Source organism: Rhodococcus sp. NPDC057529, from assembly GCF_042802055.1.
Classification (GTDB): domain Bacteria; phylum Actinomycetota; class Actinomycetes; order Mycobacteriales; family Mycobacteriaceae; genus Rhodococcus_F.
In genome coordinates this window covers 505,187-529,931 of record NZ_JBHVEY010000001.1, presented here as the reverse complement: position 1 = coordinate 529,931, position 24,745 = coordinate 505,187, and the positions used below count along the sequence as shown (strand labels likewise).

The 24,745-nt window shown below is 67.9% G+C and carries 27 protein-coding genes, 1 tRNA gene, 1 pseudogene and 1 riboswitch; of the genes and pseudogenes, 15 read left to right on the top strand and 14 right to left on the bottom strand.

The window, feature by feature from the left end:
* Positions 1–33: 33 nt before the first annotated feature.
* The gene (locus ACFU5V_RS02465) at positions 34–2,124 is read right to left on the bottom strand and encodes an ArnT family glycosyltransferase (RefSeq protein ID WP_378696535.1); all 2,091 of its coding nucleotides are present in this window, start codon (positions 2,122–2,124) and stop codon (positions 34–36) included.
* Positions 2,121–3,374, bottom strand: a complete 1,254-nt coding sequence (locus ACFU5V_RS02460; protein WP_378436080.1) for a glycosyltransferase — start codon at positions 3,372–3,374, stop codon at positions 2,121–2,123. Before ACFU5V_RS02460 ends, ACFU5V_RS02465 begins: the two co-directional genes overlap by 4 nt.
* A gap of 139 nt (positions 3,375–3,513) precedes the next feature.
* Here ACFU5V_RS02460 and ACFU5V_RS02455 point away from each other — a divergent pair, with 139 nt between their 5' ends.
* Positions 3,514–3,939 carry an HIT family protein gene (locus ACFU5V_RS02455; protein ID WP_378436078.1) on the top strand — a complete coding sequence of 142 codons (426 nt, stop codon included), beginning with the start codon at positions 3,514–3,516 and terminating at the stop codon, positions 3,937–3,939.
* Between the two features lie 3 nt (positions 3,940–3,942).
* Here ACFU5V_RS02455 and ACFU5V_RS02450 read toward each other — a convergent pair whose 3' ends face one another.
* Together ACFU5V_RS02450 and ACFU5V_RS02445 are read right to left on the bottom strand one after the other, a co-directional pair.
* Entirely contained in the window at positions 3,943–5,325 is a 1,383-nt protein-coding gene (locus ACFU5V_RS02450) for a sensor histidine kinase (RefSeq protein WP_378436084.1), read from the bottom strand.
* A gap of 80 nt (positions 5,326–5,405) precedes the next feature.
* A complete protein-coding gene (locus ACFU5V_RS02445; protein WP_167372175.1) occupies positions 5,406–6,122 on the bottom strand; it encodes a response regulator transcription factor in 717 nt (238 codons plus the stop codon).
* A 773-nt stretch (positions 6,123–6,895) separates the two neighbouring features.
* Positions 6,896–6,957: riboswitch (guanidine-III (ykkC-III) riboswitch) on the top strand.
* Between the two features lie 10 nt (positions 6,958–6,967).
* Between ACFU5V_RS02445 and ACFU5V_RS02440 the strand changes: the two genes are divergently transcribed.
* The 5 genes from ACFU5V_RS02440 to ACFU5V_RS02420 are packed head-to-tail and all read left to right on the top strand — an operon-like array spanning position 6,968 to position 10,635.
* Positions 6,968–7,282, top strand: coding sequence for a DMT family transporter (locus ACFU5V_RS02440; RefSeq protein ID WP_378436075.1), 315 nt, complete (start codon positions 6,968–6,970; stop codon positions 7,280–7,282).
* 49 nt (positions 7,283–7,331) lie between these two features.
* Positions 7,332–8,138: an ABC transporter gene (locus ACFU5V_RS02435; protein ID WP_378436073.1), complete on the top strand. Its 807-nt coding sequence runs from the start codon at positions 7,332–7,334 to the stop codon at positions 8,136–8,138.
* Between the two features lie 41 nt (positions 8,139–8,179).
* The gene (locus tag ACFU5V_RS02430; RefSeq protein ID WP_378696533.1) at positions 8,180–9,037 is read left to right on the top strand and encodes a TIGR03620 family F420-dependent LLM class oxidoreductase; all 858 of its coding nucleotides are present in this window, start codon (positions 8,180–8,182) and stop codon (positions 9,035–9,037) included.
* A gap of 29 nt (positions 9,038–9,066) precedes the next feature.
* A complete protein-coding gene (locus tag ACFU5V_RS02425; RefSeq protein WP_124395682.1) occupies positions 9,067–9,417 on the top strand; it encodes a hypothetical protein in 351 nt (116 codons plus the stop codon).
* A 54-nt stretch (positions 9,418–9,471) separates the two neighbouring features.
* Positions 9,472–10,635 carry an epoxide hydrolase family protein gene (locus ACFU5V_RS02420; RefSeq protein WP_378696531.1) on the top strand — a complete coding sequence of 388 codons (1,164 nt, stop codon included), beginning with the start codon at positions 9,472–9,474 and terminating at the stop codon, positions 10,633–10,635.
* A gap of 15 nt (positions 10,636–10,650) precedes the next feature.
* On the opposite strand, the gene ACFU5V_RS02415 is transcribed toward ACFU5V_RS02420, so the two are convergent.
* Entirely contained in the window at positions 10,651–10,881 is a 231-nt protein-coding gene (locus ACFU5V_RS02415) for a hypothetical protein (protein ID WP_378696529.1), read from the bottom strand.
* Positions 10,882–10,969: 88 nt separating this feature from the next.
* Positions 10,970–11,272: a MerR family transcriptional regulator gene (locus ACFU5V_RS02410; protein WP_378436068.1), complete on the bottom strand. Its 303-nt coding sequence runs from the start codon at positions 11,270–11,272 to the stop codon at positions 10,970–10,972.
* A 241-nt stretch (positions 11,273–11,513) separates the two neighbouring features.
* Here ACFU5V_RS02410 and ACFU5V_RS02405 point away from each other — a divergent pair, with 241 nt between their 5' ends.
* The gene (locus ACFU5V_RS02405) at positions 11,514–11,897 is read left to right on the top strand and encodes a hypothetical protein (protein ID WP_378696527.1); all 384 of its coding nucleotides are present in this window, start codon (positions 11,514–11,516) and stop codon (positions 11,895–11,897) included.
* 11 nt (positions 11,898–11,908) lie between these two features.
* Here the strand turns inward: ACFU5V_RS02405 and ACFU5V_RS02400 are convergent, their stop codons facing one another.
* Entirely contained in the window at positions 11,909–12,235 is a 327-nt protein-coding gene (locus ACFU5V_RS02400) for a helix-turn-helix transcriptional regulator (protein ID WP_124395687.1), read from the bottom strand.
* A 224-nt stretch (positions 12,236–12,459) separates the two neighbouring features.
* Between ACFU5V_RS02400 and ACFU5V_RS02395 the strand changes: the two genes are divergently transcribed.
* The 3 genes from ACFU5V_RS02395 (at position 12,460) to ACFU5V_RS02385 (ending at position 13,775) form a co-directional block, all read left to right on the top strand.
* Positions 12,460–12,603, top strand: a complete 144-nt coding sequence (locus ACFU5V_RS02395) for a hypothetical protein (protein ID WP_378436062.1) — start codon at positions 12,460–12,462, stop codon at positions 12,601–12,603.
* Between the two features lie 67 nt (positions 12,604–12,670).
* On the top strand, positions 12,671–12,817 hold the full coding sequence (locus ACFU5V_RS02390) for a hypothetical protein (protein ID WP_378436060.1): 147 nt from the start codon (positions 12,671–12,673) through the stop codon (positions 12,815–12,817).
* Positions 12,818–12,860: 43 nt separating this feature from the next.
* Entirely contained in the window at positions 12,861–13,775 is a 915-nt protein-coding gene (locus ACFU5V_RS02385; protein WP_378696525.1) for a SigB/SigF/SigG family RNA polymerase sigma factor, read from the top strand.
* Here the strand turns inward: ACFU5V_RS02385 and ACFU5V_RS02380 are convergent.
* A complete protein-coding gene (locus ACFU5V_RS02380; RefSeq protein WP_378696523.1) occupies positions 13,760–14,521 on the bottom strand; it encodes an SDR family oxidoreductase in 762 nt (253 codons plus the stop codon). The two genes, ACFU5V_RS02385 and ACFU5V_RS02380, sit on opposite strands and share 16 nt — an antisense overlap.
* Before the next feature lie 77 nt (positions 14,522–14,598).
* Here ACFU5V_RS02380 and ACFU5V_RS02375 point away from each other — a divergent pair, with 77 nt between their 5' ends.
* Together ACFU5V_RS02375 and ACFU5V_RS02370 are read left to right on the top strand one after the other, a co-directional pair.
* A complete protein-coding gene (locus tag ACFU5V_RS02375; RefSeq protein WP_378436054.1) occupies positions 14,599–15,486 on the top strand; it encodes a sigma-70 family RNA polymerase sigma factor in 888 nt (295 codons plus the stop codon).
* A gap of 84 nt (positions 15,487–15,570) precedes the next feature.
* A complete protein-coding gene (locus ACFU5V_RS02370; protein ID WP_378696521.1) occupies positions 15,571–17,463 on the top strand; it encodes a glycoside hydrolase family 15 protein in 1,893 nt (630 codons plus the stop codon).
* Between the two features lie 45 nt (positions 17,464–17,508).
* Here ACFU5V_RS02370 and ACFU5V_RS02365 read toward each other — a convergent pair whose 3' ends face one another.
* Together ACFU5V_RS02365 and tnpA are read right to left on the bottom strand one after the other, a co-directional pair.
* On the bottom strand, positions 17,509–17,709 hold the full coding sequence (locus ACFU5V_RS02365) for an RNA polymerase sigma factor (protein ID WP_378436050.1): 201 nt from the start codon (positions 17,707–17,709) through the stop codon (positions 17,509–17,511).
* A 4-nt stretch (positions 17,710–17,713) separates the two neighbouring features.
* Positions 17,714–18,085, bottom strand: coding sequence for an IS200/IS605 family transposase (gene tnpA / locus ACFU5V_RS02360; RefSeq protein ID WP_378696749.1), 372 nt, complete (start codon positions 18,083–18,085; stop codon positions 17,714–17,716).
* A 49-nt stretch (positions 18,086–18,134) separates the two neighbouring features.
* On the opposite strand from tnpA, the gene ACFU5V_RS02355 reads away from it, so the two are divergent.
* On the top strand, positions 18,135–19,373 hold the full coding sequence (locus tag ACFU5V_RS02355) for an RNA-guided endonuclease InsQ/TnpB family protein (RefSeq protein WP_378696519.1): 1,239 nt from the start codon (positions 18,135–18,137) through the stop codon (positions 19,371–19,373).
* A 153-nt stretch (positions 19,374–19,526) separates the two neighbouring features.
* On the opposite strand, the gene ACFU5V_RS02350 is transcribed toward ACFU5V_RS02355, so the two are convergent.
* A tRNA-Thr gene (locus ACFU5V_RS02350) sits at positions 19,527–19,601 on the bottom strand.
* 72 nt (positions 19,602–19,673) lie between these two features.
* Between ACFU5V_RS02350 and ACFU5V_RS02345 the strand changes: the two genes are divergently transcribed.
* Positions 19,674–20,054: a nuclear transport factor 2 family protein gene (locus ACFU5V_RS02345; RefSeq protein ID WP_072947940.1), complete on the top strand. Its 381-nt coding sequence runs from the start codon at positions 19,674–19,676 to the stop codon at positions 20,052–20,054.
* 1 nt (position 20,055) lies between these two features.
* Positions 20,056–21,495, top strand: a complete 1,440-nt coding sequence (locus ACFU5V_RS02340) for a threonine/serine exporter ThrE family protein (RefSeq protein WP_072947937.1) — start codon at positions 20,056–20,058, stop codon at positions 21,493–21,495.
* A gap of 109 nt (positions 21,496–21,604) precedes the next feature.
* On the opposite strand, the gene ACFU5V_RS02335 is transcribed toward ACFU5V_RS02340, so the two are convergent.
* From ACFU5V_RS02335 to ACFU5V_RS02325, 3 genes and pseudogenes are all read right to left on the bottom strand, one after another.
* Positions 21,605–21,856, bottom strand: coding sequence for an MbtH family protein (locus tag ACFU5V_RS02335; RefSeq protein WP_005244517.1), 252 nt, complete (start codon positions 21,854–21,856; stop codon positions 21,605–21,607).
* Entirely contained in the window at positions 21,853–23,199 is a 1,347-nt protein-coding gene (locus ACFU5V_RS02330) for a lysine N(6)-hydroxylase/L-ornithine N(5)-oxygenase family protein (protein WP_378696517.1), read from the bottom strand. Before ACFU5V_RS02330 ends, ACFU5V_RS02335 begins: the two co-directional genes overlap by 4 nt.
* A 162-nt stretch (positions 23,200–23,361) precedes the next feature.
* Positions 23,362–24,687 (bottom strand): annotated as a pseudogene (locus ACFU5V_RS02325) (condensation domain-containing protein); the annotation flags it as partial.
* Between the last annotated feature and the right edge of the window lie 58 nt (positions 24,688–24,745).

The following is a 24,745-nucleotide window of genomic DNA, read 5'->3' as shown; positions in this document are numbered from 1 at the left end:
GGGCGGTTAACAAGTACTCACAGGGGGTTTCGGTCAGGACGTGAGGTCGTACAGGGTCACGCCGTCGACGGTGACGGCGGTGAAGTTCGCCTGCACCCACGCGGAGATCTCCGACGCGGTGCCGTCGCCACCCATTCCGCCGCCTCGGCCGCCGGCGATGAAGTAGTGGATCTTCCCGTCGGCCACGTACTGCTGGAACTGCTCGAGCGTGGGCGACGGATCGCTGCCGTTGAACCCGCCGATCGGCATGACCGGGTCCTCGGTGGCCAGCTGGTAGCCCGACGCACTGTTGGAACCGATCGCCGCCGCCACCCAGGTGTAGTTGCCGGCATCCTGTTCCAGCAACGCCACGAGTTCCGCGCTCGGGTTACTACCGGACAGCAGTCCCCCGGCGGCGCCGCCGCCCATGGCACCCATACCACCCATGCTGTCGGTGGCGCTTGCGCCGAAGGTGGCACCGGGAGCGATGCCGGGAGCTGCACCGCCCGGCATCGTGGGCGCGGCTGCGCCGTCGGTGCGCCCGCCCATGCGTCCGGCACCGTCCATGCCACCGGGGCCACCCATTCCGCCGAAGCCGCCTCGCCCGCCCTCGACGGTGGGTCCGGCCGAGACGATCGAACCGGTGTGCGGCGTCGCGATCGTGTCGACGGCGTACGCCGTCGGTCCGGCGAGCCCGGTGAACATCGCGGCCAGCGTGACGACGGCCGCGATCCGGCCCCTGGTCAGCGCCGGGATCAGCACGGCCGCGGCGGCGAGAACACCGGCGACGACCACGGCCCACTTCAGCCACGGCACGAACGACGCACTGCGCCCGAGCAGACCCCAGGACATCGCGGCGGTGGCCAAGAGTGTGACGGCGAGGACCGCACGCACCCACAGCATGTCCCGTCGACGCCACAGCGTCACCGAACCGATCGCCACCAGCGCGGCGACGGCCGGAGCAAGCGCGACGGTGTAGTACGCGTGGAAGATGCCTGCCATGAAGCTGAACGTCAGTCCGGTGACGAGCAGCCACAGGCCCCATACGACGAACGACGCACGGTGCGTGTCGGTGCGTGGCGCCCTGCCGCGCACTGCAAGACCGGCGACGAGCAGGATCAGCGCGCCCGGGATCAGCCAGGCGATCTGGCCGCCCTGCGCCGACTCGAACATGCGCGTGATGCCGGTGCTCCCCCACATTCCGCCGCCACCGCCGGGGCCGCCTCCGGGGAAGCCCCCGTCCGCCATGGCGTCGCCCATTGCCGCTCCGCCTTCGCCCCGCGCACCGCCACCGGGCGTGACGCTGCCCGTCTCCTCACCGTTCAACCGGCCGAGACCGTTGTAGCCCAGCGTGAGTTCGAGGATCGAGTTGTTCTGCGAACCGCCGATCCAGGGCCGCGACGCCGCCGGCCACAGCTCGACGGTCAGCAACCACCAGCCCGCGGAGACGATCACCGCGCCGAGCGCCGCGAAGCACTGGGCGAGGCGCTTGCCGAACTTCGGCGGTCCCGCGAAGAGGTAGGTCAGGGCGAGCGGCGGGACGACGAGCATCACCTGGAGCTGCTTGGTCAGGAACCCCAGCCCGACGAACACGCCGGTCAGCACCATCCACCGGGTGCGTCCGTCTTCCACGGCGCGCAGCATCGCCCACACGGACGCGATCATCAGCAGCACCAGCAGTGCATCGGGGTTGTTGAATCGGAACATCAGCACCGCGATCGGCGTCAGCGCGAGCACCAGGCCGGCGAGCAGACCCGCAGGGGCGCCGAACCACCGCTTCACCGTCGCGTACAGCAGGGCGACGGAACCGACGCCGAGCAGCGCCTGCGGTACCAGCATGGCCCAGGTGTTGAGGCCGAAGATCCGGACCGACAGCGACATCACCCACAGCGACATCGGGGGCTTGTCGACGGTGATGGAGTTGGCGGCGTCGGAGGAACCGAAGAAGAACGCCTTCCACGACTCCGAACCCGCTTGCACCGCGGCGGCATAGAACGAGTTGGCCCAGCCGGAGGCGCCGAGTCCCCAGATGTACGCGACCGCGGTCCCGACCAGGAGAGCGGCGAGTGCCCAGGGCTCCCACCTCCGCCGGGCGGGGGGTGGTTCGGCCGTGTCGACCTTCGGTTGTTCGAGGGTCGTCGTCATGCGTGAGCTCCTTCGGTGCGAGCGTTCCGGAACACCCAGCGAAGGGCTATGAAACGGCTGATGGTGGCAACGAGATTGGCGAGAACGAGAACGGCGAGTTCGACGTGCTTGGACACGTCCGGGGCCGCCGAGTGCAGGATGTACAGCGAACCGCTGGTGAGTATCAGCCCGAAGGCGAAAACGAGTAGTCCCTGCAGCTGATGCCGGGCCGCGCCGTCGGATCCGCGGACACCGAACGTGAACGCGCGGTTCGCGGCCGTGTTGAGCACGGCCGTGACGAGCAGTGAGACGGCGTTGGCCCACTGCGCGCCCAGGACCGGATGCAGGATCAGATACAGCAGCGCGTACGCGACGGTGGACGCGACACCGATCACGGCGAACCGGGCCAGCTGCCCGACCATGCCGCGGGGAACCCCGGGCACCAGCGGCTCGCGCCCGAAACTGTCCCGCAGGCTACCGATCGGGAGCGATCCGCTGGACAGCGCGCGGCCCACCCGCCACACGCCCTTGAGGTCGGCGACGGCGGTCGCGACGATGTCGACGCGACTGTCCGGGTCGTCCACCCAGTCGACGGGGACCTCGTGGATGCGCAGGCCCGCGCGTTCCGCGAGCACCAGCAGCTCCGTGTCGAAGAACCATCCGGTGTCCTCGACCAGCGGCAGCAGGCGCTGCGCGACGTCCGCCCGCATCGCCTTGAACCCGCACTGCGCGTCGGAGAACCGCGCGTGCAGCGCGCTGCGGAGGATGAGGTTGTAGCTGCGGGAGATGAACTCGCGCTTCGGGCCCCGGACCACCCGCGAGGAGCGGGCGAGCCGGGACCCGATGGCGAGGTCCGAATGCCCCGACAGCAGCGGGGCGATCAGCGGCATCAGGGCGTTGAGGTCCGTCGACAGGTCGACGTCCATGTACGCCACCACCTCGGCGTCGGAGGCACTCCACACCGCACGCAGAGCGCGGCCGCGTCCCTTCTCGTCGAGGTGCACGACGTGGACGCCGTCGATCTCGGCGGCCAGGCGGTGGGCCACGGCGAGGGTGGCGTCGACGCTGGCGTTGTCGGCGATGGTGATGCGGGCGGTGTAGGGAACGGTCTCGTCGAGGTGCCGCCGCAGTCGGCGCACGCAACGTTCGAGTCCGGCTTCCTCGTTGTAGACCGGCACGACAACGTCGAGCACGGGCGCGGTCTCGGAGGTTCCGGAAGTCTCGAGTCGTCCCATGGCGCCCGGTGCGCGGGAGAGGGAATTCGTCGTCATGCGTCCAAGGGTCGGCCCGGACGCTCCGATGACTCTGGGCGGAGGCTGGGAGTTTCCTGTGCGCTTCGCACCCGTGAGTACTTGTTAACCGCCCGAGGTTAATAAGTACTCACGGGGGCGAAGCCGCATAATGGCGGCCATGGGATCTGTATTCAGCGCCATCATCAACGGAGATCTGCCCGGACGGTTCGTGTGGGAGGACGAGGACGTCGTCGCGTTCCTCACCATCGCGCCCGTCACCCAGGGCCACACCCTCGTCGTGCCCCGCGAGGAGGTGGACCAGTGGCAGGACGTCGACGGAGCGATCTGGAACAAGGTCATGGACGTGGCCCGCACGATCGGGCAGGCCGTCCGCCCGGCGTTCGACGCACCGCGCGCGGGACTGCTGATCGCCGGCCTCGAGGTGCCCCACCTGCACCTGCACGTCTTCCCCGCCTACGACCTCGGCGATTTCAACATCAGCAACGCCGAGCAGAACCCGTCGCAGGAATCGCTCGAGGAGGCGCAGGCGAAGATCAAGGCGGCGCTGCGCGAACTCGGCCACGGGGACAACGTCCCCGACTGACGGTCAGCTCGACCGCGGAAGTTCCACCCGGAACGTGGCACCTTCGCCGGGCCGGCTGTCGACGGTCACCGACCCGCGGTGGGCGGCGACCAGGGCCGCGACGATCGACAGGCCGAGCCCGCTGCCCCCGCTCTCCCGGGTGCGGGACGCGTCGGTGCGGTAGAACCTCTCGAATACCCGGGCCGCGTCTTCCTCGGTCAGTCCGGGTCCGGTGTCGGTCACCTCGAGCACGACGCTGTGCTCGGTGGTGCCGAGCCGCACCGTCACGTCCGCGGTGGCGGGGGTGTGTTTGACGGCGTTGGCGAGCAGGTTGCCGAGGACCTGCCGCAGCCGGGCCTCGTCACCGATCACCTCCGGTGTCCCGGGTCCGGGGCGGACGTCGAGGGCGATGGACCGTTCGGGGGCGACGGCACGCGCCCCGTGCACGGCGTCGGACGCCACCGACAGCAGGTCGACGGGCCGGGCCTCGAGGGGGCGCTGGGCATCGAGCCGGGCGAGCATCAGCAGGTCCTCCACCAGGAGACCCATCCGCGATGCTTCCCCTTCGATGCGGCTCATCAGGGTTTCGGTGTCGGTCATCGCGCCCTGTCGATACAGTTCGGCGAAGCCTCGGATGGTGGTGAGCGGGGTGCGCAGTTCGTGACTCGCGTCGGCGACGAAGCGTCGCATCTTCTCCTCGGACCGTCGCGCCGACTCCTCCGACGCCTCGGTGGCGGCGAACGCGTGCTGGATCTGCGCGAGCATTCCGTTGAGCGCCACGGACAGTCGCCCGATCTCGGTACGGTCGTCCCGTTCCGGGACGCGCCGGTGCAGGTCTCCCGACGCGATCGCCGCGGCGGTCTCCTCCACCTCGACGAGGGGGCGCAGACTGCGCCGGACCACGAAGTACGCGACCACTCCCAGCACGATCAGCACCACCACACCGATGATGAGTTGCAGCACGGCCAGCCGGTTCACGGTTTCGTCGTTCTCGGTGAGTGTCATCGCGACGGTCGTCTCGGTGCCGTCCGGCGCGGTGGTGGTCAGCACCCGCCACCGCACGTCGGAACCGTCGGTCGAGCCGACCGTCACGGGCACGGACGCCGGGTCCTCGGGCAGTGCGGGCGAGACGGATTCGTCGTTGATCTCCCGCAGCACGGTGCCGTTGGCCAATGTCGTGCGGACGTAGAACGGGCTCGGCGGACGTCCGGGATTCGGTTCGTCGGGCGGCGGCAGCGGGCGCGACTTGCCGGGCTTTGCCCACCCCTGAGCGGCCTCGTGGAGTTGGTGGTCGACGCGGTTGGTCAGCGAATTCTCGAGTGCCGACGTCACCGCGACACCGGACGCGAGAAGCCCGAGCGCAGCGAGCAGGAGCACGGCGCCGACGAGGGTGATGCGTAGTGGCATCGCGCGGATCCACCGTCGCGCAAGCCCGTTCGGGACAGCGGCGACGGTCTCGGCCGACTCCTGCGGAGCCGCGGGCGCGATCATCGCCGCGGTTCGCGCATCACGTAGCCGACGCCGCGGAGGGTGTGGATCAGCGGTGTCTCGCCGGTGTCGACCTTGCGGCGGAGGTAGGACACGTACGACTCGACCACCCCGACCTCACCGCCGAAGTCGTAGTTCCAGACGTGGTCGAGGATCCGCGGCTTGCTCAGCACCGTGCCGGCGTTGACCATGAAGTACCGCAGCAGTGTGAACTCCGTCGGCGACAGCGACACCAGGTCGCCCGCCTTCCACACCTCACGCGTGTCGTCGTCGAGTTCGATGTCGGCGAATTTGATGCGGGCCGACTGCTCCTCCACCGACACCTTGCCCGCCCGCCGGAGGATGACGCGCAACCGGGTCACCACTTCTTCGAGACTGAACGGCTTGGTGACGTAGTCGTCCGCGCCGAGGGTGAGGCCACTGATCTTGTCCTCCACCGCGTCCTTCGCGGTGAGGAACAGCACCGGCGCGTCCACACCGTCGGCCCGCAACCGCTTGAGCAGGCCGAACCCGTCCATTCCCGGCATCATGACGTCGAGAATGACGGCGTCCGGGCGGAAGGTGCGCGCCGTGTCGAGTCCCTCGGCCCCGGTCGACGCCGTCGCCACCTCGAATCCCTGGAATCGGAGACTCACGGAGAGCAACTCGAGGATGTTCGGTTCGTCGTCGACGACGAGGACGCGGGCTTCGACAGGCTTATCGTTCACGCAACCCATCATCACTCGTGACGCTGGATCGTCGCTGCACGTTTCCTGGGAGGTTCCTGTGAGCCGGTGCGGCCGGCCCCGTCCGGACGGATTCCGATCGTCAGTTGACGACGATATTGAGGTTGAACACTACCCCGCCGAACGTCAGGATCGTGTTGGCCAATCCGAGTGTGACACCACTGTTGAGCGCCCCGAGCAGTCCCAGCATCATGACCTCCATCGTCGCCCCGGTGACGGGGTGTGTGCGCGCTGTCCGTGCGCGTTGCGGATGACACTAAGTCACGTTCGACGAATTCGTGGCGACACGCGCACGCAATTTCCCTGAATAAAATCACCCATTCTTCTCGAGCGAAAAAGGGTGAAATTCCGGGCGCATGAGCGAGGATGGGACAGTTGCGCTCCCGCGCCCCGGCGCTCACGGTCGCCGCACACGCGACAACCCCGCCATCGAGCCGACGGCGGGGTTGCAGTGGCGGAGTTGTCTTGACAGGCAGGAAGTTCAGGCGACGACGTTCATGTTGAGCACCACTCCACCGAACGTGCCGATCGTGTTGGCGAGTCCGAGGGTGAAAGCGCTGTTGATTGCGGCGAGCAGTCCGAGCATCATGATGTTCCTCGTTATCTTCCGTGGTATACGCACAGAATTCACTGTCGCGCTCGACAATAAGTCAGCAGGTTTCGATCTGCGAGATATTCGGTGTATTCCCGTGCCGTGCGCGCGAAGCGAGTCTGTGGAGTCGCTCACCACTCACGGGCGCGGAGCGCCTCGTTGGGTACCGTGGAAGACGTCGACACGACATCCGGACGAGCGCACCGTACCCGGCCAGCGACAAGACGGTGCCCGGAGGTGTGTCATGGCGTGGATCGTGCTCGTGCTGTCGGGGGTTCTGGAGGCCGTCTGGGCGACCGCACTCGGCCGGTCGGAAGGGTTCGGCAAGCTCGGCCCCAGCATCGTCTTCGGCGTCGCCCTGGTCTTCAGCATGGCGGGTCTGGCCTACGCGATGCGCAGTCTCCCCACCGGAACGTCGTACGCGGTGTGGGTCGGCATCGGCGCGGCACTGACGGTCGGGTTCGCGATGCTGACGGGCGCCGAGAGTGCCACGCCGGTGAAGATTCTGCTGATCCTGGGCATCGTGGGATGCGTCGTCGGGCTGAAGGCTCTGCACTGACCGGATCGGGACGCTCGATGATTGTGTGTTGCGGGTTACAGTAATTCCCATGAACCTGGTGTCGTTGATGACCCTCCCGGTGCGCGCCGGTATTGCGGCGGCCGATGTCGGTCTCGGTATCGCCGAGGCCACCCTCGTGACGGTCCGGACCGCGGTCGCCGGGACCGGCGTGGTCACGGGCATGAGCACCCAGGGCAGCCCGTTGCAGGTGATCAGCCAACTGTCCTCGCTGGCGGCCAACGACCGGCCGCTCGGGCAGGCACTGCAACCGGGCGGTCCACTCGACCGGCTCCTCGCCCCGGGCGGTCCCGTCGACCGTCTCACGTCCGAGGGCGGCACCCTCGAACGACTGCTCGAGCCGGGCGGCCCGCTCGAGCGCGTCCTCGCCAAGGACGGCCCGCTCGACCGAGTCCTGGCCGAGGACGGCACCCTGGAACGGCTGCTCGCCAAGGACGGTCTGCTCGACCGTCTCACCGCCGAGCAGGGCCCCCTCGAACGGCTGACCGCGCAGGACGGTGCGGTCGAGCGGCTCACGGCGCCGGGCGGACTCGTGGACCGGGCGCTCGCCGAGAACGGCATCCTCGACACACTGCTGTCGGAGGGCGGCGCGTTCGAACGCCTCATCGCCGAGGGCGGCCCGCTCGATCAGATCGTGGCGCTGTCCGAGACGTTGACGGCACTGGCGCCCAACCTGGAGCGGATGAGCGCGAGCGTCGACCTGCTGCAGGAAACGGTGGGCGTTCTCAGCGCCGCCGTCGGGCCGCTCGGCGAACTGGCGGGCAAGTTGCCGGGGCGCTGGCTCAACAAGGGCAAGGGCGACCGCCCGGGCGTCGACTACACCCTCGGCCCGGCCTGACGCCTTGACCTGAAGCGAACTCGAGGTTTTACGGTCGGGTCATGACCCGCATCGAAGGCCTCGGACCCATCGGCATCTCCCTGAACATCGCACCGGACGAGACACATCTCGGCGAGGCGGCCCGGCTGGAATCCCTCGGCTATTCGGCGATCTGGTTGGCGGGCGGCCAGATCGACAGTCTGGACCGGATCTCGGCCGTCGTCCGGGCGACCGAGTCGATCCCGGTCGCGACCGGCATCATCCCCGTCGACGTGTACGACGCGGACGCGGTCGCGCGCCTCCATGCCGATCTGCAGGTCACGGCGCCTGGCCGGTTCGTCGTCGGACTGGGCGGCCCGCAGATCCCCCGGCCGCTCCGCGCGCTGAACGCGTACCTCGACAGGCTCGACCGTGCCGACCCGCCGGTGCCGACGGAGCGGCGGATCCTGGCCGCGCTGGGCCCGCGCAAGCTGGAACTCGCGCGGGAGCGGGCGGCGGGGGCCGTCCTGCTCCTCGTCACACCCGAATACACCGCCGAGGCCCGGCGCATCCTCGGCCCGGACGCCACGCTCATCGTCTCGGCGATGACGGTGCTGGACACCGACGCGGCCCGTTCCCGCGACACCGCCCGCGTTCCTCTCCGGTTCCTCTCCGGGGTGGGCGGGTACGCCGCCAATTTCGCGCGGATGGGGTTCACTGCCGACGACATCTCGGGGCTGAGCAACCGGCTGGTCGACGACCTGGTGGCCTGGGGCGATGCGGACGCGATCGTCGCGCGGGTCCACAGCCATCTCGCGGCCGGCGCGGATCACGTCGTCGTCAGTGAACTGGGCGACCGGCCGGGCGAGGTGGCCGGACAGCTCGCGGGGCTGCTGCCACTGCGCGCACGGGACGGCCTCGGAGCGACCGGCCGACACTGACCGACACCTGCCTCTGGTATGTATTTCGCATGACACGAACCATCGTTGCGCTGTTGATCCCGGCCGCCCTGCTGCTCGGGGCGTGCAGTTCCGAATCGACCACCACCGAGGCCGAGTCCCCGGCGAGCGCAACGACCGAGGCCACCGAGGCGTCCTCCGCGGACCTGCCTGCGGTCGCGGACCTGTGCAAGGGCCTCCTCCAGTACGCGAACGGCGCCGAAGCCCGCGCGCAGCAGAGCGGCGAGACGTTCGACCGCACGAAGGCCCTCGACGATCTCTTCACGCAGTCGGCCGAGACGGCGGAGTGGAAGGACGCTCCGCAGGACCGCAAGGACCAGATGATCCAGGCCTACGACGCCGCCAAGACCGGGGCCTGCTGACCCGTTCTCGATCGAGGACCGGAACTGTCCTCAATCCTTCGTAGCGTGGTCTGCATGACCGACACGACGAAGTCCATCCGACCGTTTCGCATCGACATCGCGCAGTCGCAACTCGACGATCTCGCCGATCGACTCGCGCGGACCCGGTTCGGCACCCCGCTCCCGGGTGACGACTGGACGACGGGAGTGCCCACGTCGTACCTGGTCGAACTCGTCGCGTACTGGCGAGACGAGTTCGACTGGCGGGCGCAGGAGAAATCACTCAACACCATCCCGCAGTTCGTGACCGAGATCGACGGGCAGAACATCCACTTCCTGCACGTCCGCTCGCCCGAACCGGACGCCCTGCCCCTCGTCCTCACCCACGGCTGGCCGGGTTCGTTCGTCGAATTCCTCGACGTGATCGGGCCGCTCACCGACCCCGCGGCGCACGGCGGCAACCACGAGGACGCGTTCCACGTGGTCGTGCCGTCGCTGCCCGGATTCGGATTCTCCGGACCGGTCCGCGAATCGGGCTGGAACATGACCCGCATCGCCGGGGCGTGGGCGGAGCTGATGGGCCGGCTCGGATACGACCGTTACGGGGTCCAGGGCGGCGACATCGGCGCCGGCGTCTCGCCCGAGGTCGCCCGCATCGCCCGGAACGCGGTGGTCGGGGTGCACCTCAACGGCAACGTCGGCGTTCCGTTCCACGAGTTGGACGAGGCTGAGCGGGCGAGCCTGACACCGCTGGAGCAGGACCGCCTGGACCGGGTGTCGCGGTTCATGACCGACGAGTTCGGCTACATCTCCATCCAGTCCACGCGACCGGCGACGCTCGGCGCCGCGCTCGCCGATTCACCGGTCGGTCAGCTCGCCTGGATCGTCGACAAGTTCCGCGAGTGGACGTATCCGCGGGAGACGCTTCCCCACGACGTCATCGGCATCGACCGCCTGCTCACCAACGTCATGCTGTACTGGCTCACCGACACCGCCTCCTCGGCCGCGTACGTCGGCTACATGCAGGAATCTTCTTGGGCCACCGACAATTCCGTGTCCGGCGTCCCGACCGCCGTCATAGTCTTCGCCCACGACGTCGGCATCCGCCGCTACGCGGAGCGGGAGCATGCGATCACGCGGTGGACCGACGTCGAGGATCGCGGCGGCCACTTCGCCGCACTCGAAGAGCCCGAGACTCTGACCGCGGACATCCGGGAATTCTTCGCCGAACTCCGCTGAGCAGATCCGGCGCGGTCAGATCAGGCTGGAGATCAGGAAGGCGGCGAGCAGGACGCCGACGAGAACGGATCCGGCGGTAGCGGCGGCGAGGACGACCGAACCGGTGACGGTCATCGCCGGCGCAGCGGCGACGAGGGCAGCGACGAGCGCGGTTCCGAGCGAGAAGCGGCGGTCGGGTTCGACCTGCCTGTCCTTCGCGTGCCGGGCAGTGTGGGTGCGGAATGCATTGTGGGCCGTGAGGGTCATGGTTCTTTTGTCCCGTCTGGAGTCGAATGCGGACCAGAGCCGGAGCTCTGTCGGGTACAGAGTTCACCTCCTCGGCGCCGGCGGATCGCTATCCGGGCGTGCCGCCCGGCCCGTCCAGCCGTGACGCCAGTTCGGCGTTCTCGGATTCGAGCGCGAGGATGCGCCGAATCCCGGCGACGTTCACACCGTCGTCCATGAGCTGAGCGATGCGTGCCAACCTGATCAGGTCGTCGTCGCTGTATCTGCGGGTGCCGCCGCTGGTCCGGGCCGGGGTGAGCAACCCGCGGCGCTCGTACAGGCGAAGAGTCTGCGGGCCGATACCCGTCAGCTCCGACGTCACCGCAATTCCGTAGACCCCGCGACGTGAACGGGGTAGGACGTCGATGGTCACAACAGGCTCCCTTCTGCTTAAGGAACACCTGATGTTAACACGCGAATTAAATGAATCTGCAACTGGAGATATAGATTTTGCGTTTCGAACCCCTCATACCTGGGCTGCAGCAGCCAGAACGAGCATCGGGTGACGTAATCTCGGACCCGAACCGAACGCGAACCGCCGCCGACCCCGGACGGATTCGCCGAGGTGTCGTGGCCATGAGCGCCACGGCCTCTGTGCGAGAGACGAGAAGACGGTGCCCCGTACTCAGGAACACGCAGATCGCTACCGTGACGCCCTCACGGCGCTCGCCGCGGCCACGCAGCGACCGGCCAATGTGGTCAACACCGGTGCGGGCTACGCGATCCGGGTCGACTTCGAGTTCAACCGCTACCTTCTCGCGTCCAATGCCGCCGACGGACTGACCGACGCCGTCGAGGATGCGTCCGAGTGGCGGGTCAGCCTGTACCAGGGCGCCGCCGACGGCTCGTCCGACGAACTGCTGGCCACCGCCGGGCACGCGTGGCTGGTCGACGCATTCGACCGCGCCTTCGCCGACATCCGGGCCGAAGGTAAATGGCAGTCGGCCGACGCGTCGTTCGACGAGTTCAACCCCACCAACGACCAGTCCGCGAGCTGATCAGGCGCCGCTCAGGCGCGGTCCGGGACCTCGGATCGGACGAGTTGCTCGAGTTCGGCGTTCCGGGCCGCGAGCACCGCGTTCTCGGCCTCGAGCCGGAGGATCTGGCCGATTCCGATGAGATTGACTCCGGCGGCCACGAGTTCGGTGATCTTCTGGAGGCGCGCGACGTCGTCCTCGCTGTACCGGCGCGTGCCACCGCCCGTGCGAGTCGGTGTGATCAGCCCGCGCCGCTCGTACAGGCGCAGCGTCTGCGGTCCGATACCCGTCAGCTCCGACGTTACCGAGATCCCGTACACACCCCGCTGCGAACGCAGCGGTACATGAGAGGACGTCACCGGGTCTCCCTTCTTCTCAGGGCGCACCAATCTTAGCAAGCTCTGGACGACACAATGTGCCGCGGGGCGCGCAGGTTCGCTCTGGAATACCCACACCGCCGCGTGCCAGGGACCAGCAATCTTGCCAATTCGGCTTGAACTTCCCGTCCGACCGCTGTAGAACAAATCTATATTCTTCGAAGCAGATTAGTTCTCACCACCAGTTCGGGCACGAAGGAGAATCGATGACCACGCACAATCCGCAGAGCGCTCCCCACGACGGGGAGGTCCTCGTCCTCGGCGCAGGCAGCGGCGGAGCTATCGCCGGCGGCCTGATCGCCACACTCGCTCTCAGCGCGCTCACCCTCCTCTCGTCGCTGCCGACGTGATCGGAGGCCCCGACGCTGCCGCCCTCCCCCGAAACCGGCTTTTCGCACACGACAGGACACCGCGCCCATGCCCGCCAGCTCCGCATCTCACGCTTCCGCCACCAGCACTGCCACCCGAGGCGGAGCAACGATGAGCACCGAGGAAATCAAGGCCCGGATCGAGGCGATGTTCGCCGACGAGGCCGCCGACACGTCCCCCGCACTCGTCGAATAGCGACGCCATCGCCGATGCCGGCAGGACAGAGAAGGGCAGAGCCATGACAGTGTCCACCCCGCTCGTCGAACCATCGCACGACATCCATCGCATCCCCACGCGCTCGAAGCCGGCGCATCGCACCACGCCCGCGGCCGACGCCGCGCGGGGCGAGCACCTGCGGGCACGGCCGGAGACCGTCCGCCGCGAGCGTGACCAATACCGTGACGTGCCCGCGCAATGCGCGGCCATCAGCAGGCTCGCCGCCTCCGACCCCCGCCGCGAACTACTGCGACAGCGACTGATCGAGCGGTGCCTGCCGCTCGCCGAACACATCGCCCGGCGCTTCCTCGGCCGCGGAGAACCCCTCGACGACCTGATCCAGGTCGCCCGTCTCGGTCTGGTCAAGGCCGTCGACCGTTTCGACTCGAGCTGCGGCGCGAACTTCGTGTCCTACGCCGTCCCGACCATCACCGGCGAGGTCCGCAGGCACTTTCGCGACACGGGATGGGCGATGCGCGTCCCCCGCAGCATGCAGGAACTGCACCTCTCCCTCACCACGGCGACCACCGACCTGACCACCACACTCGGACGCGCCCCGACGGCGAGCGAACTGGCCGAGGCCCTCGGGATCGACAAGGAGGAGGTGCTACGGGGTCTGCGGGTCGCCGACGCCTACAGCACCCTGTCTGTCGATTTCCCGCTCGGCGAGGACGAGCGCCCGCTGTCGGAGACGATCGGCGATGTCGACCCGTCCCTCGCACACGTCGAGGACCACGTGGTCCTCGAGCCGCTGCTGGGATCCCTCCCCGACCTCGAACGCACCGTCGTCGTCCTGCGCTTCTTCGGCAACATGACCCAGTCGCAGATCGCCGCTCGGGTGGGCGTCTCGCAGATGCAGGTGTCCCGGCTGCTGACCAAGACCCTGGCGGACCTGCGCGGGAAACTCGGCGATGCCGGCGGTCAGATGCCCGGGTAGGCGGCCAGAAAGTCCTCCCACGTCCGTTTGCCCGTCGTCGCCTCGAGCGACAGGTTGACGCCGTCCCGGTACGCGCGGCCCGCCTTTCCCGGCATCCGCACCGGCATCGTCAGCCGGTGCCTGCCGGTCGCCTGCAGGTAGCTGCGCGCCAGTTCGCCCATCCCGTACACGGTCGGCCCGGGTAGGTCGGGAACCAGGCCGACCGGGGCGCCGAGCGTCAGTTCCACCAGGCGCGCCGCCACCTCGCCCGAGTCGACCGGCTGGAAGCGCAGTCCGCCCGGGACCGGGATCACCGGCAGTTTCGCCATCTTCTGCAGCATGCTCAGCACCAGTTCGTGAAACTGGGCTGCGCGCAACGTCGTCCACGGCAGGCCCGAGTCGGCCACCGCTCGCTCCGCCGCCAGCTTGGCTGTGAACCAGCCGAGCGGAACCCGGTCGGCCCCGATCACCGAGATGTAGACGAGATGCTGCACCCCGGCGCGCGAGGCGGCCTCCACCAGGTGCCGGGTCGCCACCTCGTCGCCCTTGGGGCCACCCGCCAGGTGCAGGACGGTCTCGACGCCGTCCAGTGCGGGCACTATTCCCTTGCCCTCGAACAGGTCACCGGTCAGGTACGCGACGCCGTCGCCGGGGCCGCGGCCGTGCCGGGTGAGGACGCGAACGTCGCGCCCCGCCGCCCGGAGCAGTGGAACGACCTGGCGTCCGAGCGTGCCGGTACCGCCGGTGACGAGAATGGGTGATGTCATGATCTCTCCAGATTCTTCGGTGAGAATTTTCGGTGGGTCTACCTGTGAGACACGCCGCGAGGAAGGAATGTGACACGGTGGGCGACCGCGATCGGCTGACCGAGCGTTTCGAGGAACACCGGCCGCGACTGCGGGCCGTCGCGTACCGGATGCTGGGGTCGGCGAGCGAGGCCGACGACGCCGTCCAGGAAGCGTGGCTGCGCACGATCCGCGCGGACACCGGCGAGGTGGAGAACCTCGAGGCGTGGCTGATCACGGTGGTGTCGCGGGTGTGCCTGAACGTGCTGCGCTCCCGCGAGCAGCGGCGCGAGGAACCTCTCGACGTGCAGGCACACGACCCGGCCGTCGGCCACGACGACGGCGGCGACCCCGAACACGAAGCGATGCTGGCCGACTCGGTCGGGCTGGCGCTGCTGGTCGTGCTGGACACGCTGACCCCGGCCGAGCGGCTCGCGTTCGTGCTGCACGACATGTTCGACGTGCCGTTCGACGACGTCGCCCCCATCGTGGGCCGCTCCTCCCAGGCGGTTCGGCAACTCGCCAGCCGCGCCCGCCGGCGGGTGAAGGGCGCGTCGCCGGCGCCGGACCCCGCCGACCTGGACCGCAGGCGAGCTGTCGTCGACGCCTATCTGGCCGCCACCCGCGGCGGCGACTTCGACGCGCTGGTCGCTCTGCTCGATCCGGATGTGGTGCTCCGGGCCGATCCGGCTGTCGGGCCAACCCCGGGACCTCTCGTGATCCGGGGCGCCCGCGTCGTAGCCAAGGGCGCGCTCGCGTCCGCGGAACGGGCCCGGGTCACCCAGGTGGCCCTGGTGAACGGGTCGGCCGGGCTCGTGATGGCTCCCCGCGGGCACTTGTACCTGGTGCTGGCGTTCACCATCGTGGACGGGAAGATCACCGAGATCGACGTCATCGCGGAGCCGGATCGCGTCCGCCGACTCGACCTGGCCGTCCTCGGGGACTGACCGGTCACCCGAACCGGGTGATGACCGTCGGCGCCGCGACCCGCAGCATGGAGGGAGCCGACACTCCGGGAGAGGGACGCGAACGTGAATACTGCCTCGGACGACGATGCCCCGCCCCGGAGCGCGGCCGCGCCGTCGCCGTTCCCCCCGATCGCCGACTACGCCTTCCTCTCGAACTGCCACACCGGGGCGCTGATCGCGCCGGACGGTTCCGTCGACTGGCTGTGCGTGCCCCGGTTCGACTCCCCCAGCGTGTTCGGTTCCCTCCTCGACCGCGAGGCCGGGATGTTCCGGCTCGGCCCGTTCGGCCTCAACGTTCCGGCGTCCCGCCAGTACGAGCCGGGCACCAACATCATCTCGGCGGTGTGGAACACCCCGACCGGGTGGGTGAACGTGCGCAGCGCGCTGACGATGGGCCCGACCCGCGGTGAGGACACCGTCACCCCGCACACGAGGCCGCCGGCGGACGAGGACGCCGATCACATGCTGGTCCGCACGGTCACCTGCCTCGACGGCAGCGTGGAGGTGGAGTTGGTGTGCGAGCCCGTGTTCGACTACGGACGCGCACCGGCGGAGTGGGTTCTCGTGGACGGCGATCGGCACACCGCCGACGCGAGCGGTGCGGGGCTCACGTTGCGCCTGCAGACGGACATGGCACTCGGCATCGAGGGCGGACGGGTTCGCGCGCGCCACATACTCGAGAAGGGCGAAACCCTGTACTGCGCGCTGACCTGGGCGGCGGAACTCGCCGCGCCGGGGACGGCGGAAGAGGCCGCCTCACAACTCGATGCAACCGCGGCGTTCTGGCGGCGCTGGTTCAGTCACGCCCGCTTCCCCGACCATCGGTGGCGTGAGGCGATCCAGCGATCCGCCCTGACCATCAAAGGCCTCACGTACATGCCGACCGGCGCCACCGTCGCAGCCCTCACGACATCCCTGCCGGAAACCCCGGGCGGCGAACGCAATTGGGACTACCGGTACACGTGGATGCGGGATTCCACGTTCACGCTGCAGGCCCTGCACTACCTGAACCTGGACTGGGAGGCCGACGAGTTCATGCAATTCATCGCCGACCTCGAGTCGAACGGTGATGGCGCACTGCAGATCATGTACGGAATCGACGGCACCCGCGACCTCACCGAGTCGACCCGCGACGACCTGTCCGGCTATGCGGGCGCGCGCCCGGTGCGGATCGGCAACGGCGCGTTCGACCAGCGGCAGAACGACGTGTTCGGCGCCGTCCTCGACTCGATCCTGCTGCACACGGTGCGCAGTAAGCGCCTTCCCCGCCGGCTGTGGCCGCTCGTGCAGCAGCAGGCGGCGTGCGCCTCGGCGGTGTGGCGTAACCCCGATCAGGGGATCTGGGAGGCTCGCGGCGCACCGCAGCACTATGTGTCGTCGAAGCTGATGTGCTGGGTGGCACTCGACCGGGCGTCGAAGATCGCGGGCATCCGCGGCGATCGTTCGGCCGAGGACACCTGGCGGGCCACAGCCGAGGAGATCCGCGCCGACATCCTCGCGCACGGCGTGAAGAAGGGGGTGCTGCGGCAGCACTACGACACCGAGGCGCTGGACGCGTCGACGCTGCTCGCCGCGGTCTTCGGATTCCTTCCCCGCGGGGACGTCCGGCTGCGCGCCACCGTCGACGCCATCGCCAGCGATCTCACCGAGGACGGATTCGTCCTGCGCTACCGCACCGGCGAAACCGACGACGGACTGTCGGGCAAGGAAGGCAGTTTCCTCATCTGCTCGTTCTGGCTGGTGTCGGCCCTGACCGTGGTCGATCAGGTGCAGGAGGCAACCGATTTGATGGAGCGGCTGGTCAGCGTGTGCTCTCCCCTCGGCCTCTACGCCGAAGAGTTCGACACGAGCACCGGCCGCCATCTCGGGAATTTTCCGCAGGCGTTCTCACACCTCGCGCTGATCGAGGCCGCGGGGCGCATCATCCTCCACGAGCGGATGCGGGAACTGATGTGAGCCGACGCCAGAGCCTGCTCGGTCAGCCGATCGGCACGTGATGGTTCACAGTCCACCGCCGACACCGGCGAGCAGGGCGCGCGAGCCCTCGTGGAGCCGGTCCCGGACGACGTCGACGGTGGTCTTCATCGTCGCCGCCACCTCGTCGCAGGACATTCCCCGGTAGAACACGAGTGCGAGCGTCTCCCGTTCGAGGGCGGGCAGCGCTTCGACCGCGTCCAATACCGCCGACCTGCACGAAGTCACCGGATTAATCAGAGGAAGCCTGGCCCTTCAGGGCCGGGAGGAAGCGGATTCTGTACTGCGCGATCGTGCGTAGCGGGGTCGCGGTCTTTCGTGGGTTCGGGTCGTTTTGGTTGGTGATGTACTCGGCGATGATGGCGAGTGGGGCTCCGCCTGCGGAGGCGGCGAAGTAGGACGGTGACCAGAAGTGAGTTCCCCACAGGTATTTCCGGATGTGGTCGGGGAACTCTTGGCGCAGGTAACGAGCCGAGACGCCCTCGAGGCTGTTGACCAGGGTGGACAGTTGCGCGGTGGGTGGGTAGTGGATCGAGAGGACGTGGTCGGTTTCTCCGGTGAACTCGGTCAACGTTGCGCCGAACTTGTCACACACCTCTGCCATCATCTCGGTGACATAGACCAAAGGGCATCCGCAGGGAAAGGCGCAGGGTGTGAAGCGGATCGTTGTCGTGAAGCTGGCTCCGACCCCCGAGCAGTATGTGGCGCTGACATCGACACTGGAGTTGTGCAATGCGGGGGCGAACATGGTTTCGCAGCTCGCGCACACCGCCGCTGATCGGCGTCCGTTCGCGCTGCAGAAGCAGGTCTATGCCCAGCTCAAAGCGTGCGGGTTGTCGGCGCAGCCGGCGATCCGGGTCATCAAGAAAGTCGCGGATGCGTACGCGACCCGGACGGCGAACCTGCTCAACGGGAATTACGGCACGCCGGGATCTACACGGTATGCGAAGGTTGCGGGTAAGGCGATCGTGTTCCGTCAGGACGCGGGCCAACCGTTCGACGATCGGTGCTTGTCGTGGCAGGTCGATCGATCGACGGTGTCGATCTGGACGAGCGCGGGCCGGATGCGCAACGTCGGATTCGTGTGCGCGCCGTGGCAGCTGACAATGCTCGCCGACCGCAAAGGCGAGTCGGATCTGATTTTCCGGGACGGATGTTTCTACCTGCATGCAACCGTCGACACCGACGCCCCGCAGCAGCTGGTTCCCGCCGACGACGCCACCGGGTGGCTGGGTGTGGACTTGGGGATCGTGAACCTGGCGGTGACCACCGCAGACGACCCGGCTGAACTGGACGTCCGGTGGTCCGGTGGTGCGGTCACGGCCCGCCGGAAAAAGTACGCAACCATCCGGTCCGCGCTGCAGAAGGTGGGGACCAAGTCCGCGAAACGGAAACTGAAGAAACGGCGGAGGAAGGAGACTCGGTACGCCACCGACATCAACCACCAACTCTCGAAAACGATCGTTGCCCAAGCACAACGCACCGGTCAAGGGATCGCGGTAGAAGACCTATCGGGAATCCGGGACCGGGTACGGCTCGCACGCAGACAACGGCAACAACTGCACTCCTGGGCATACGCGCAACTGCGCGACCAGATCACCTACAAGGCGCAAGCCGCAGGAGTGCCGGTGCAGGTGATCAACCCGCGCAATACCAGTAAGACTTGCCACCAGTGCGGGCACTGCGACACCGCGAACAGGCACAGTCAAGCACTGTTCCGGTGCCGCGGCTGCGGATGGACCGGCCACGCCGACTATAACGCCGCCGCCAACATCGCCGCACTCGGACACAACAACTACCGGGCCGCCCAATCAACCGTGCCTAAAGCAGCCACCCCTCTCACAGCCAGTGAGAACGTGAGCAGCAAACCCGCGTCCTTCAGGACCGGGTAGTTGATTTGCATGAAGCCATCGTCAAGGACCGGCGGGTTCGGAAACAGGGACCCCAGGGTGACGAACTGCCCACCCGGGGGTGAGCGTGCGGGAAACGACAGAGGGCCACCTTCCGGGGAAGGTGGCCCTCTGTGTGCGGAGACGATTCCGCGGTGGAGCCCCCTGTCAGGATTGAACTGACGACCGCTCGCTTACAAGGCGAGTGCTCTACCACTGAGCTAAGGAGGCGGACACGCGCGCCCATCATATCCATTGCAGGAACGTCGGCTACTTCCGCCCACATTGGATAGCGTTGGAGCCATGAGTACCTCGGAGATCGCCACCGTCCTCGCTTGGCACGACGCCCTCAACTCCGGCGACATCGACACTCTGCTGTCGCTGTCGAGCGACGACATCGAGATGGGTGGGCCGAAAGGCGCGACCCAGGGCCTGGCGGCGCTGCGGGAATGGGCGTCCACCGCGGGCATCACGCTGAATCCGCAGCGAATGTATTACTACGACGGAGTGCTGGTGGTCGAACAGCAGGCGACGTGGGCCACGGACCCGGAAGAGACGCGTATCCTTGCCTCTGCATTCCGTGTCGTCCACGATCAGGTCATCTCCACGTTCCGCCACGAGACACTCGAGTCTGCACTCTCCGCTACCGATCTGACCGAGAAAGACCTTGTCTCCGACACGTAGTATGTCCAAGCTCACAGAATCCCTCCAACGTCTCACAGGCGACCGTCGCGCAACGGTCGATGCGGTCACCGCTGCACCCACACCGCTGCAGCCGATCGACCTCACCGACGATGCGGTCGTCGCCGAAGTACTCGACCTCGCCGTTCGAGTCGGTGAAGTGCTCCTCGCCTCGGGCACCGGTGCGATGGACACCGCCGAGCAGGTGCAGTTCATCGCCGCCACGTACGGCCTCGCCCAGTGCGATGTGGATGTCACATACAACTCCATCGTGCTGTCGGCGTACCGCGGGCCCACCCTCCCGCCGGCGAGCACGATGCGGATCGTGCACTACCGCTCGATGGACTTCACCCGGCTCGCGGCGGTCGACCGTCTCACCCGGCGCATCCGCCGGGAAGCGGTCACCCCCGGCGAGGCGCACGAGGCCCTGACCGCGGTCACCACGGCGCCGCACCCGTACAACCGCTGGATCGCGACGCTCGCCTGGGCGTCCATGGCCGCGTCGGTGTCCGTGTTGATGGGTGGTGGGGTGCTCGTGGCATCCGTCGCCTTCCTGACGACGATGGTGATCTACCGGGTCAACCGCGTTCTCAACCGCATCGGTCTGCCGTTCTTCTTCCAGCAGGTGGCGGGCGGTCTGGTGGCCGCGACCCCGGCGGCGACGCTCTACACGTTCCAGGATCAGCTGGGTGTCGAGATCAGACCGTCGCAGATCATTTCGGCCGGTGTGGTGGTGCTGTTGTCCGGGCTGTCACTGGTCGGTTCCGTGCAGGACGCCATCACGGGAGCACCGATCACGGCGGCGGCGCGATTCTTCGAAGTGGTCATGATGACCGGCGGCATCATCGCCGGTGTGGCCATCTCGCTGCGTCTGACCGGCGTGCTGGGCTCGACGCTGCCCCCGGTCAACGTCGAGATCACCGAACTCGTACAACTCCCTGTGCTGGTGATGTCGGGCGCTTTCGCCTCGATGTTCTATGCGCTGGCCTGTTACGCCGAGCAGCGAGCCCTCACGGCCGCCTGGTTCGGTGGCGCGGCCGGCGCGCTCGTGTACATGGTGGCGCACCAGTTCGGGATCGGCCCGATCATCGGTTCGGCACTCGCCGCCACCGTGGTCGGCTTCGCCGGTGGTCTGATGGCCCGCCGCGCACTCACGCCGCCGTTGGTCGTCGTGGTGGCGGGTATCACGCCGCTGCTGCCGGGTCTGTCGCTGTACCGGGGTCTGTACGCCCTGCTCAACAACGAGGTCGTGATCGGACTGGGCTCGCTGCTGGCGGCGTTCGGTATCGGTTGCGCGCTCGCGGCCGGCGTCACACTCGGCGAATGGATCGCCCGGACCCTGCGGAGGCCGCGCATCCTGCGCCGCACAGACGACATCCGCCGCCCCGTCTTCAAGACGAGGCGGCGGAAGCCGGTCGAAACACACACACAGAAAGCGGCCTGAGGCAGTTTCAGGTGACGGCCTCCCGGCCGTCGGCCGGGCGCGACCGCCGGAATCTCACCGGACGGTCGTCCCGGCCCGGATCGGCACCGAACCGCGGGCGCCGTGGAGGTCAGCTCTTGTCGACGCTGTGCCGTCCGCCCGACTTCTCGTCGGCCTCCATGGCCTCACGCAGGCTCTTCGGCCGCATGTCGGTCCAGTTCTTCTCCACGTACTCGAGGCAGGCTGCCCGGCTTTCCTCGCCGAAAACCACGCGCCAGCCTGCCGGCACCTCAGAGAACGTGGGCCACAGTGAGTGCTGGTCCTCGTCGTTCACCAGCACGTAGAAGCGGCCTTCTTCGTCATCGAATGGATTGGTGCTCATCTCGCCTCGCTTGTCGCATACGTGTCCTGTGCGTTCACACTAGCAAGCGCGCCGTTGCGGCTACGCCTTGTTACGACAGATGTAACGATCTCTCCCGCCCGCACGGCAACGTTCGACAGGAGCGACGACGTGATTCCGTGCGTTTTCTCCGTGCCGCCCTGCAGATAGATTCCCGCTGTGACGTCCGGTGAAACCGCCAATCGGTAATCTCGGCCGACTTCCCGCGGCGGGTGGGTTTTCGGCGCCAGATCGCCGAGCAGCGGCTCGAGCGGGGCGGGCGTGAAACCGGTGGCCAGAATCAGTGCGTCGCAGGCAAGAGTGTCGGTGAGGCCGTCCACACCGCTGCGCACCGACACCTCGATTCCGTCCGAAGTCTCGTCGACGGCAACGATCTCCGACGCGCGGCGCATGAACAGCCGGCGGCGTCCGCGCACGCGTTCCTGGTACTCGGTCGCGTACAACTCGTTGATGAGCTCGATGTCGACCACCGAATAGTTAGTACTCCTATGGACATCCAGCAATCGCAGACGCTCCGCCTCCGGGGCGCCGTGCAGGTCGTCCACGGCCTCCGGATCGAAGATGCGGTTGGCGTACGGACTGTCGTCGGCCGGGCTGTAGCCGTAACGCGAGAAGACGCTGTGGACTTCGGCTTCGGGGTAGTTTCCGTGCAGGTACTGCACGATCTCGGCGGCGCTCTGGCCCGCCCCGAGGACGACGAACCGCTGGTGGACCGGGGCAGGCATCTCGCCGAGCCGGAACAGGAATTGATGGTTGTGGAAGCACCGCGTAGAGGGGTTGGCCCACTCGGGGATTCGTTCCCGCAGGCCGGCGCCCACCACGACGTTGCGTGCGATCACCGCGCTGCCGTCGGCGGCCCGGACCTCGAAGCGGTCGATCACCCCGTCGTCGCCGCGGATTCCGCGTACCGTCTCCACCGCTGTGCCGTACCGCACGTCGGCGTCCACTCGGCGTGCCGCCCACTGCAGGTAGTCGTGGAACTCGTGCCGAGTCGGGAAGAAGGTCTGGTGATTGACAAAGTCGACGAGGCGACCCTGATCGAAGAGGTAATTGAAGAACGTGAATGCGCTGCGCGGATTCCGGAACGTCACCAGGTCCTTGGGGAACGCGATCTGCATGGTCGCGCCGTCGAGCAGCATCCCGGGATGCCACCCGAATCGATCCTGCTTCTCGAAGAACTGCGCGCTGATCCGCTCGCGCGGGGGGCACTCCGCATTGTGTTCCTCGATGGCAATGGCCAGTGCGAGGTTGGCGGGACCGAATCCGACACCCACGACATCTCGCACCGGGAGATCTGTACCGGCCGTTTCCGGCGATTCACTCATAGCTCGTTGTCCGTCCTCGACGCCGCGCCGCACCCGACCCAGCCGCCGTCTGTCTTCCGGCAAGATAGTGAAGCCTATCCTTATTTCGAGCACAGTACCAAGTACTTCCGGCTCCCGCGGCGGCGAAGTCCGCCCCGAATGTGCGATCTAGATCACTCCTGATCATCGGGCTCCTTCCGCCCATGCGGTAACCAGCGTCGACAACTCCGACGCCCAGCCACGGACCTCCCCGGCATCGAGCACATCCGAGGAGAACGAGAAATATGCGTGGACGGGTCCGCCGCCGATCGGCTCGTAGAAGCTCAGCGTCAGATCCGAATCCGGCACACCCACCGGCACCGGCATGAAGCCGCCCAGCGCATCGAGGTGACCGAGCCTGGCCTGTTCGTGATGAACGATCATGACCTGCGGACGAAGCACCGGCGTGTCGCCGAGCGCCTCCGCGACGTCGGCGAACGCCACGTCCTGGTTGTCCAGCGCGTCGAGATTCGCGGCGCGGATACGCTGCAGCAACTCCACGGGATCGGGATCGCCACTCGTATCCGTTCGCAGCAGAACGATATTGAAGAAGCAGCCGACCAGCGCGTCCAGCGTCTCCTCCGTGCGTCCCGCGACGAGCGATCCCAGCGGGATGTCCGTGCCTGCGCCGTGCCGTGTCAGCACGGTGGCGAGCGCCGCCTGCAACACCATGAACAGGCTGGTGCCCGTGTCGCTCGCGAACTTCGCGACCGCACTGTGCAGTTCCGCGTCGATCTCGACCGGCACGATCTCCGCAGTCCGCGGTCCGCGGACGGTCGGGGCAGGAAGGTCGAGCCGGGACGGCATCCCGTCCAGCGTCTCGCGCCAGTACGCGAGCTGCCGGGACCGGCGGCTGTCCGGGTCCGCGGCATCGCCGGCGAGTGCCCGCGACCACACCACGTAGTCGGCGTATCCGACGGGCAGCGGTTCCCATTCGGGTTCCGCGCCGTGTGAGCGGGCGGCGTATGCGCCCATCAGATCCCCGAGCAGCGGCACCACGGACCACTCGTCGACGGCGATGTAGTGCATCGCGAGGAGCAGAGCCTGGGTGCCGTCGGCGCCGGTCACCAGATGCACCCGCAGCGGTGCGTGCTCGGTGAGGTCGAGGGTCGCCTGCGCCAATTCGAAGACCGTGCGGTGCACGTCCCCGTCCCCGACGTCGACGAGTTCGAGGGCGGGCCGCACCGCCTCCTGGGCGAACACGTGGTCCCCGACCTCCACGTACACGGTGCGCAGCGGTTCGTGCCGCGACGTGACGTCGTCGAGAGCCTGCGCCAGGATCTCGGGGTCGACGGTGTCGCGAAACTGCAGCGACAGTGCGTGACTGGCGCGCGCGTCGGCGCCGGCCGCCCGGAACTGCTTCCAGAACCGGCGTTGCGGCCCGGACAGCGGAAGCGTCTCGGGCCGGGGATCCGACGCCGTCAGCACCGGCCTGCCGGTGGGGGAGAACCCCACCCACAGCCCCGCCAACCCTGCCCCCCCCTGCACCCCCCCCCCCCCCCCCCCCCCCCACCCTCTCGCTCAACAC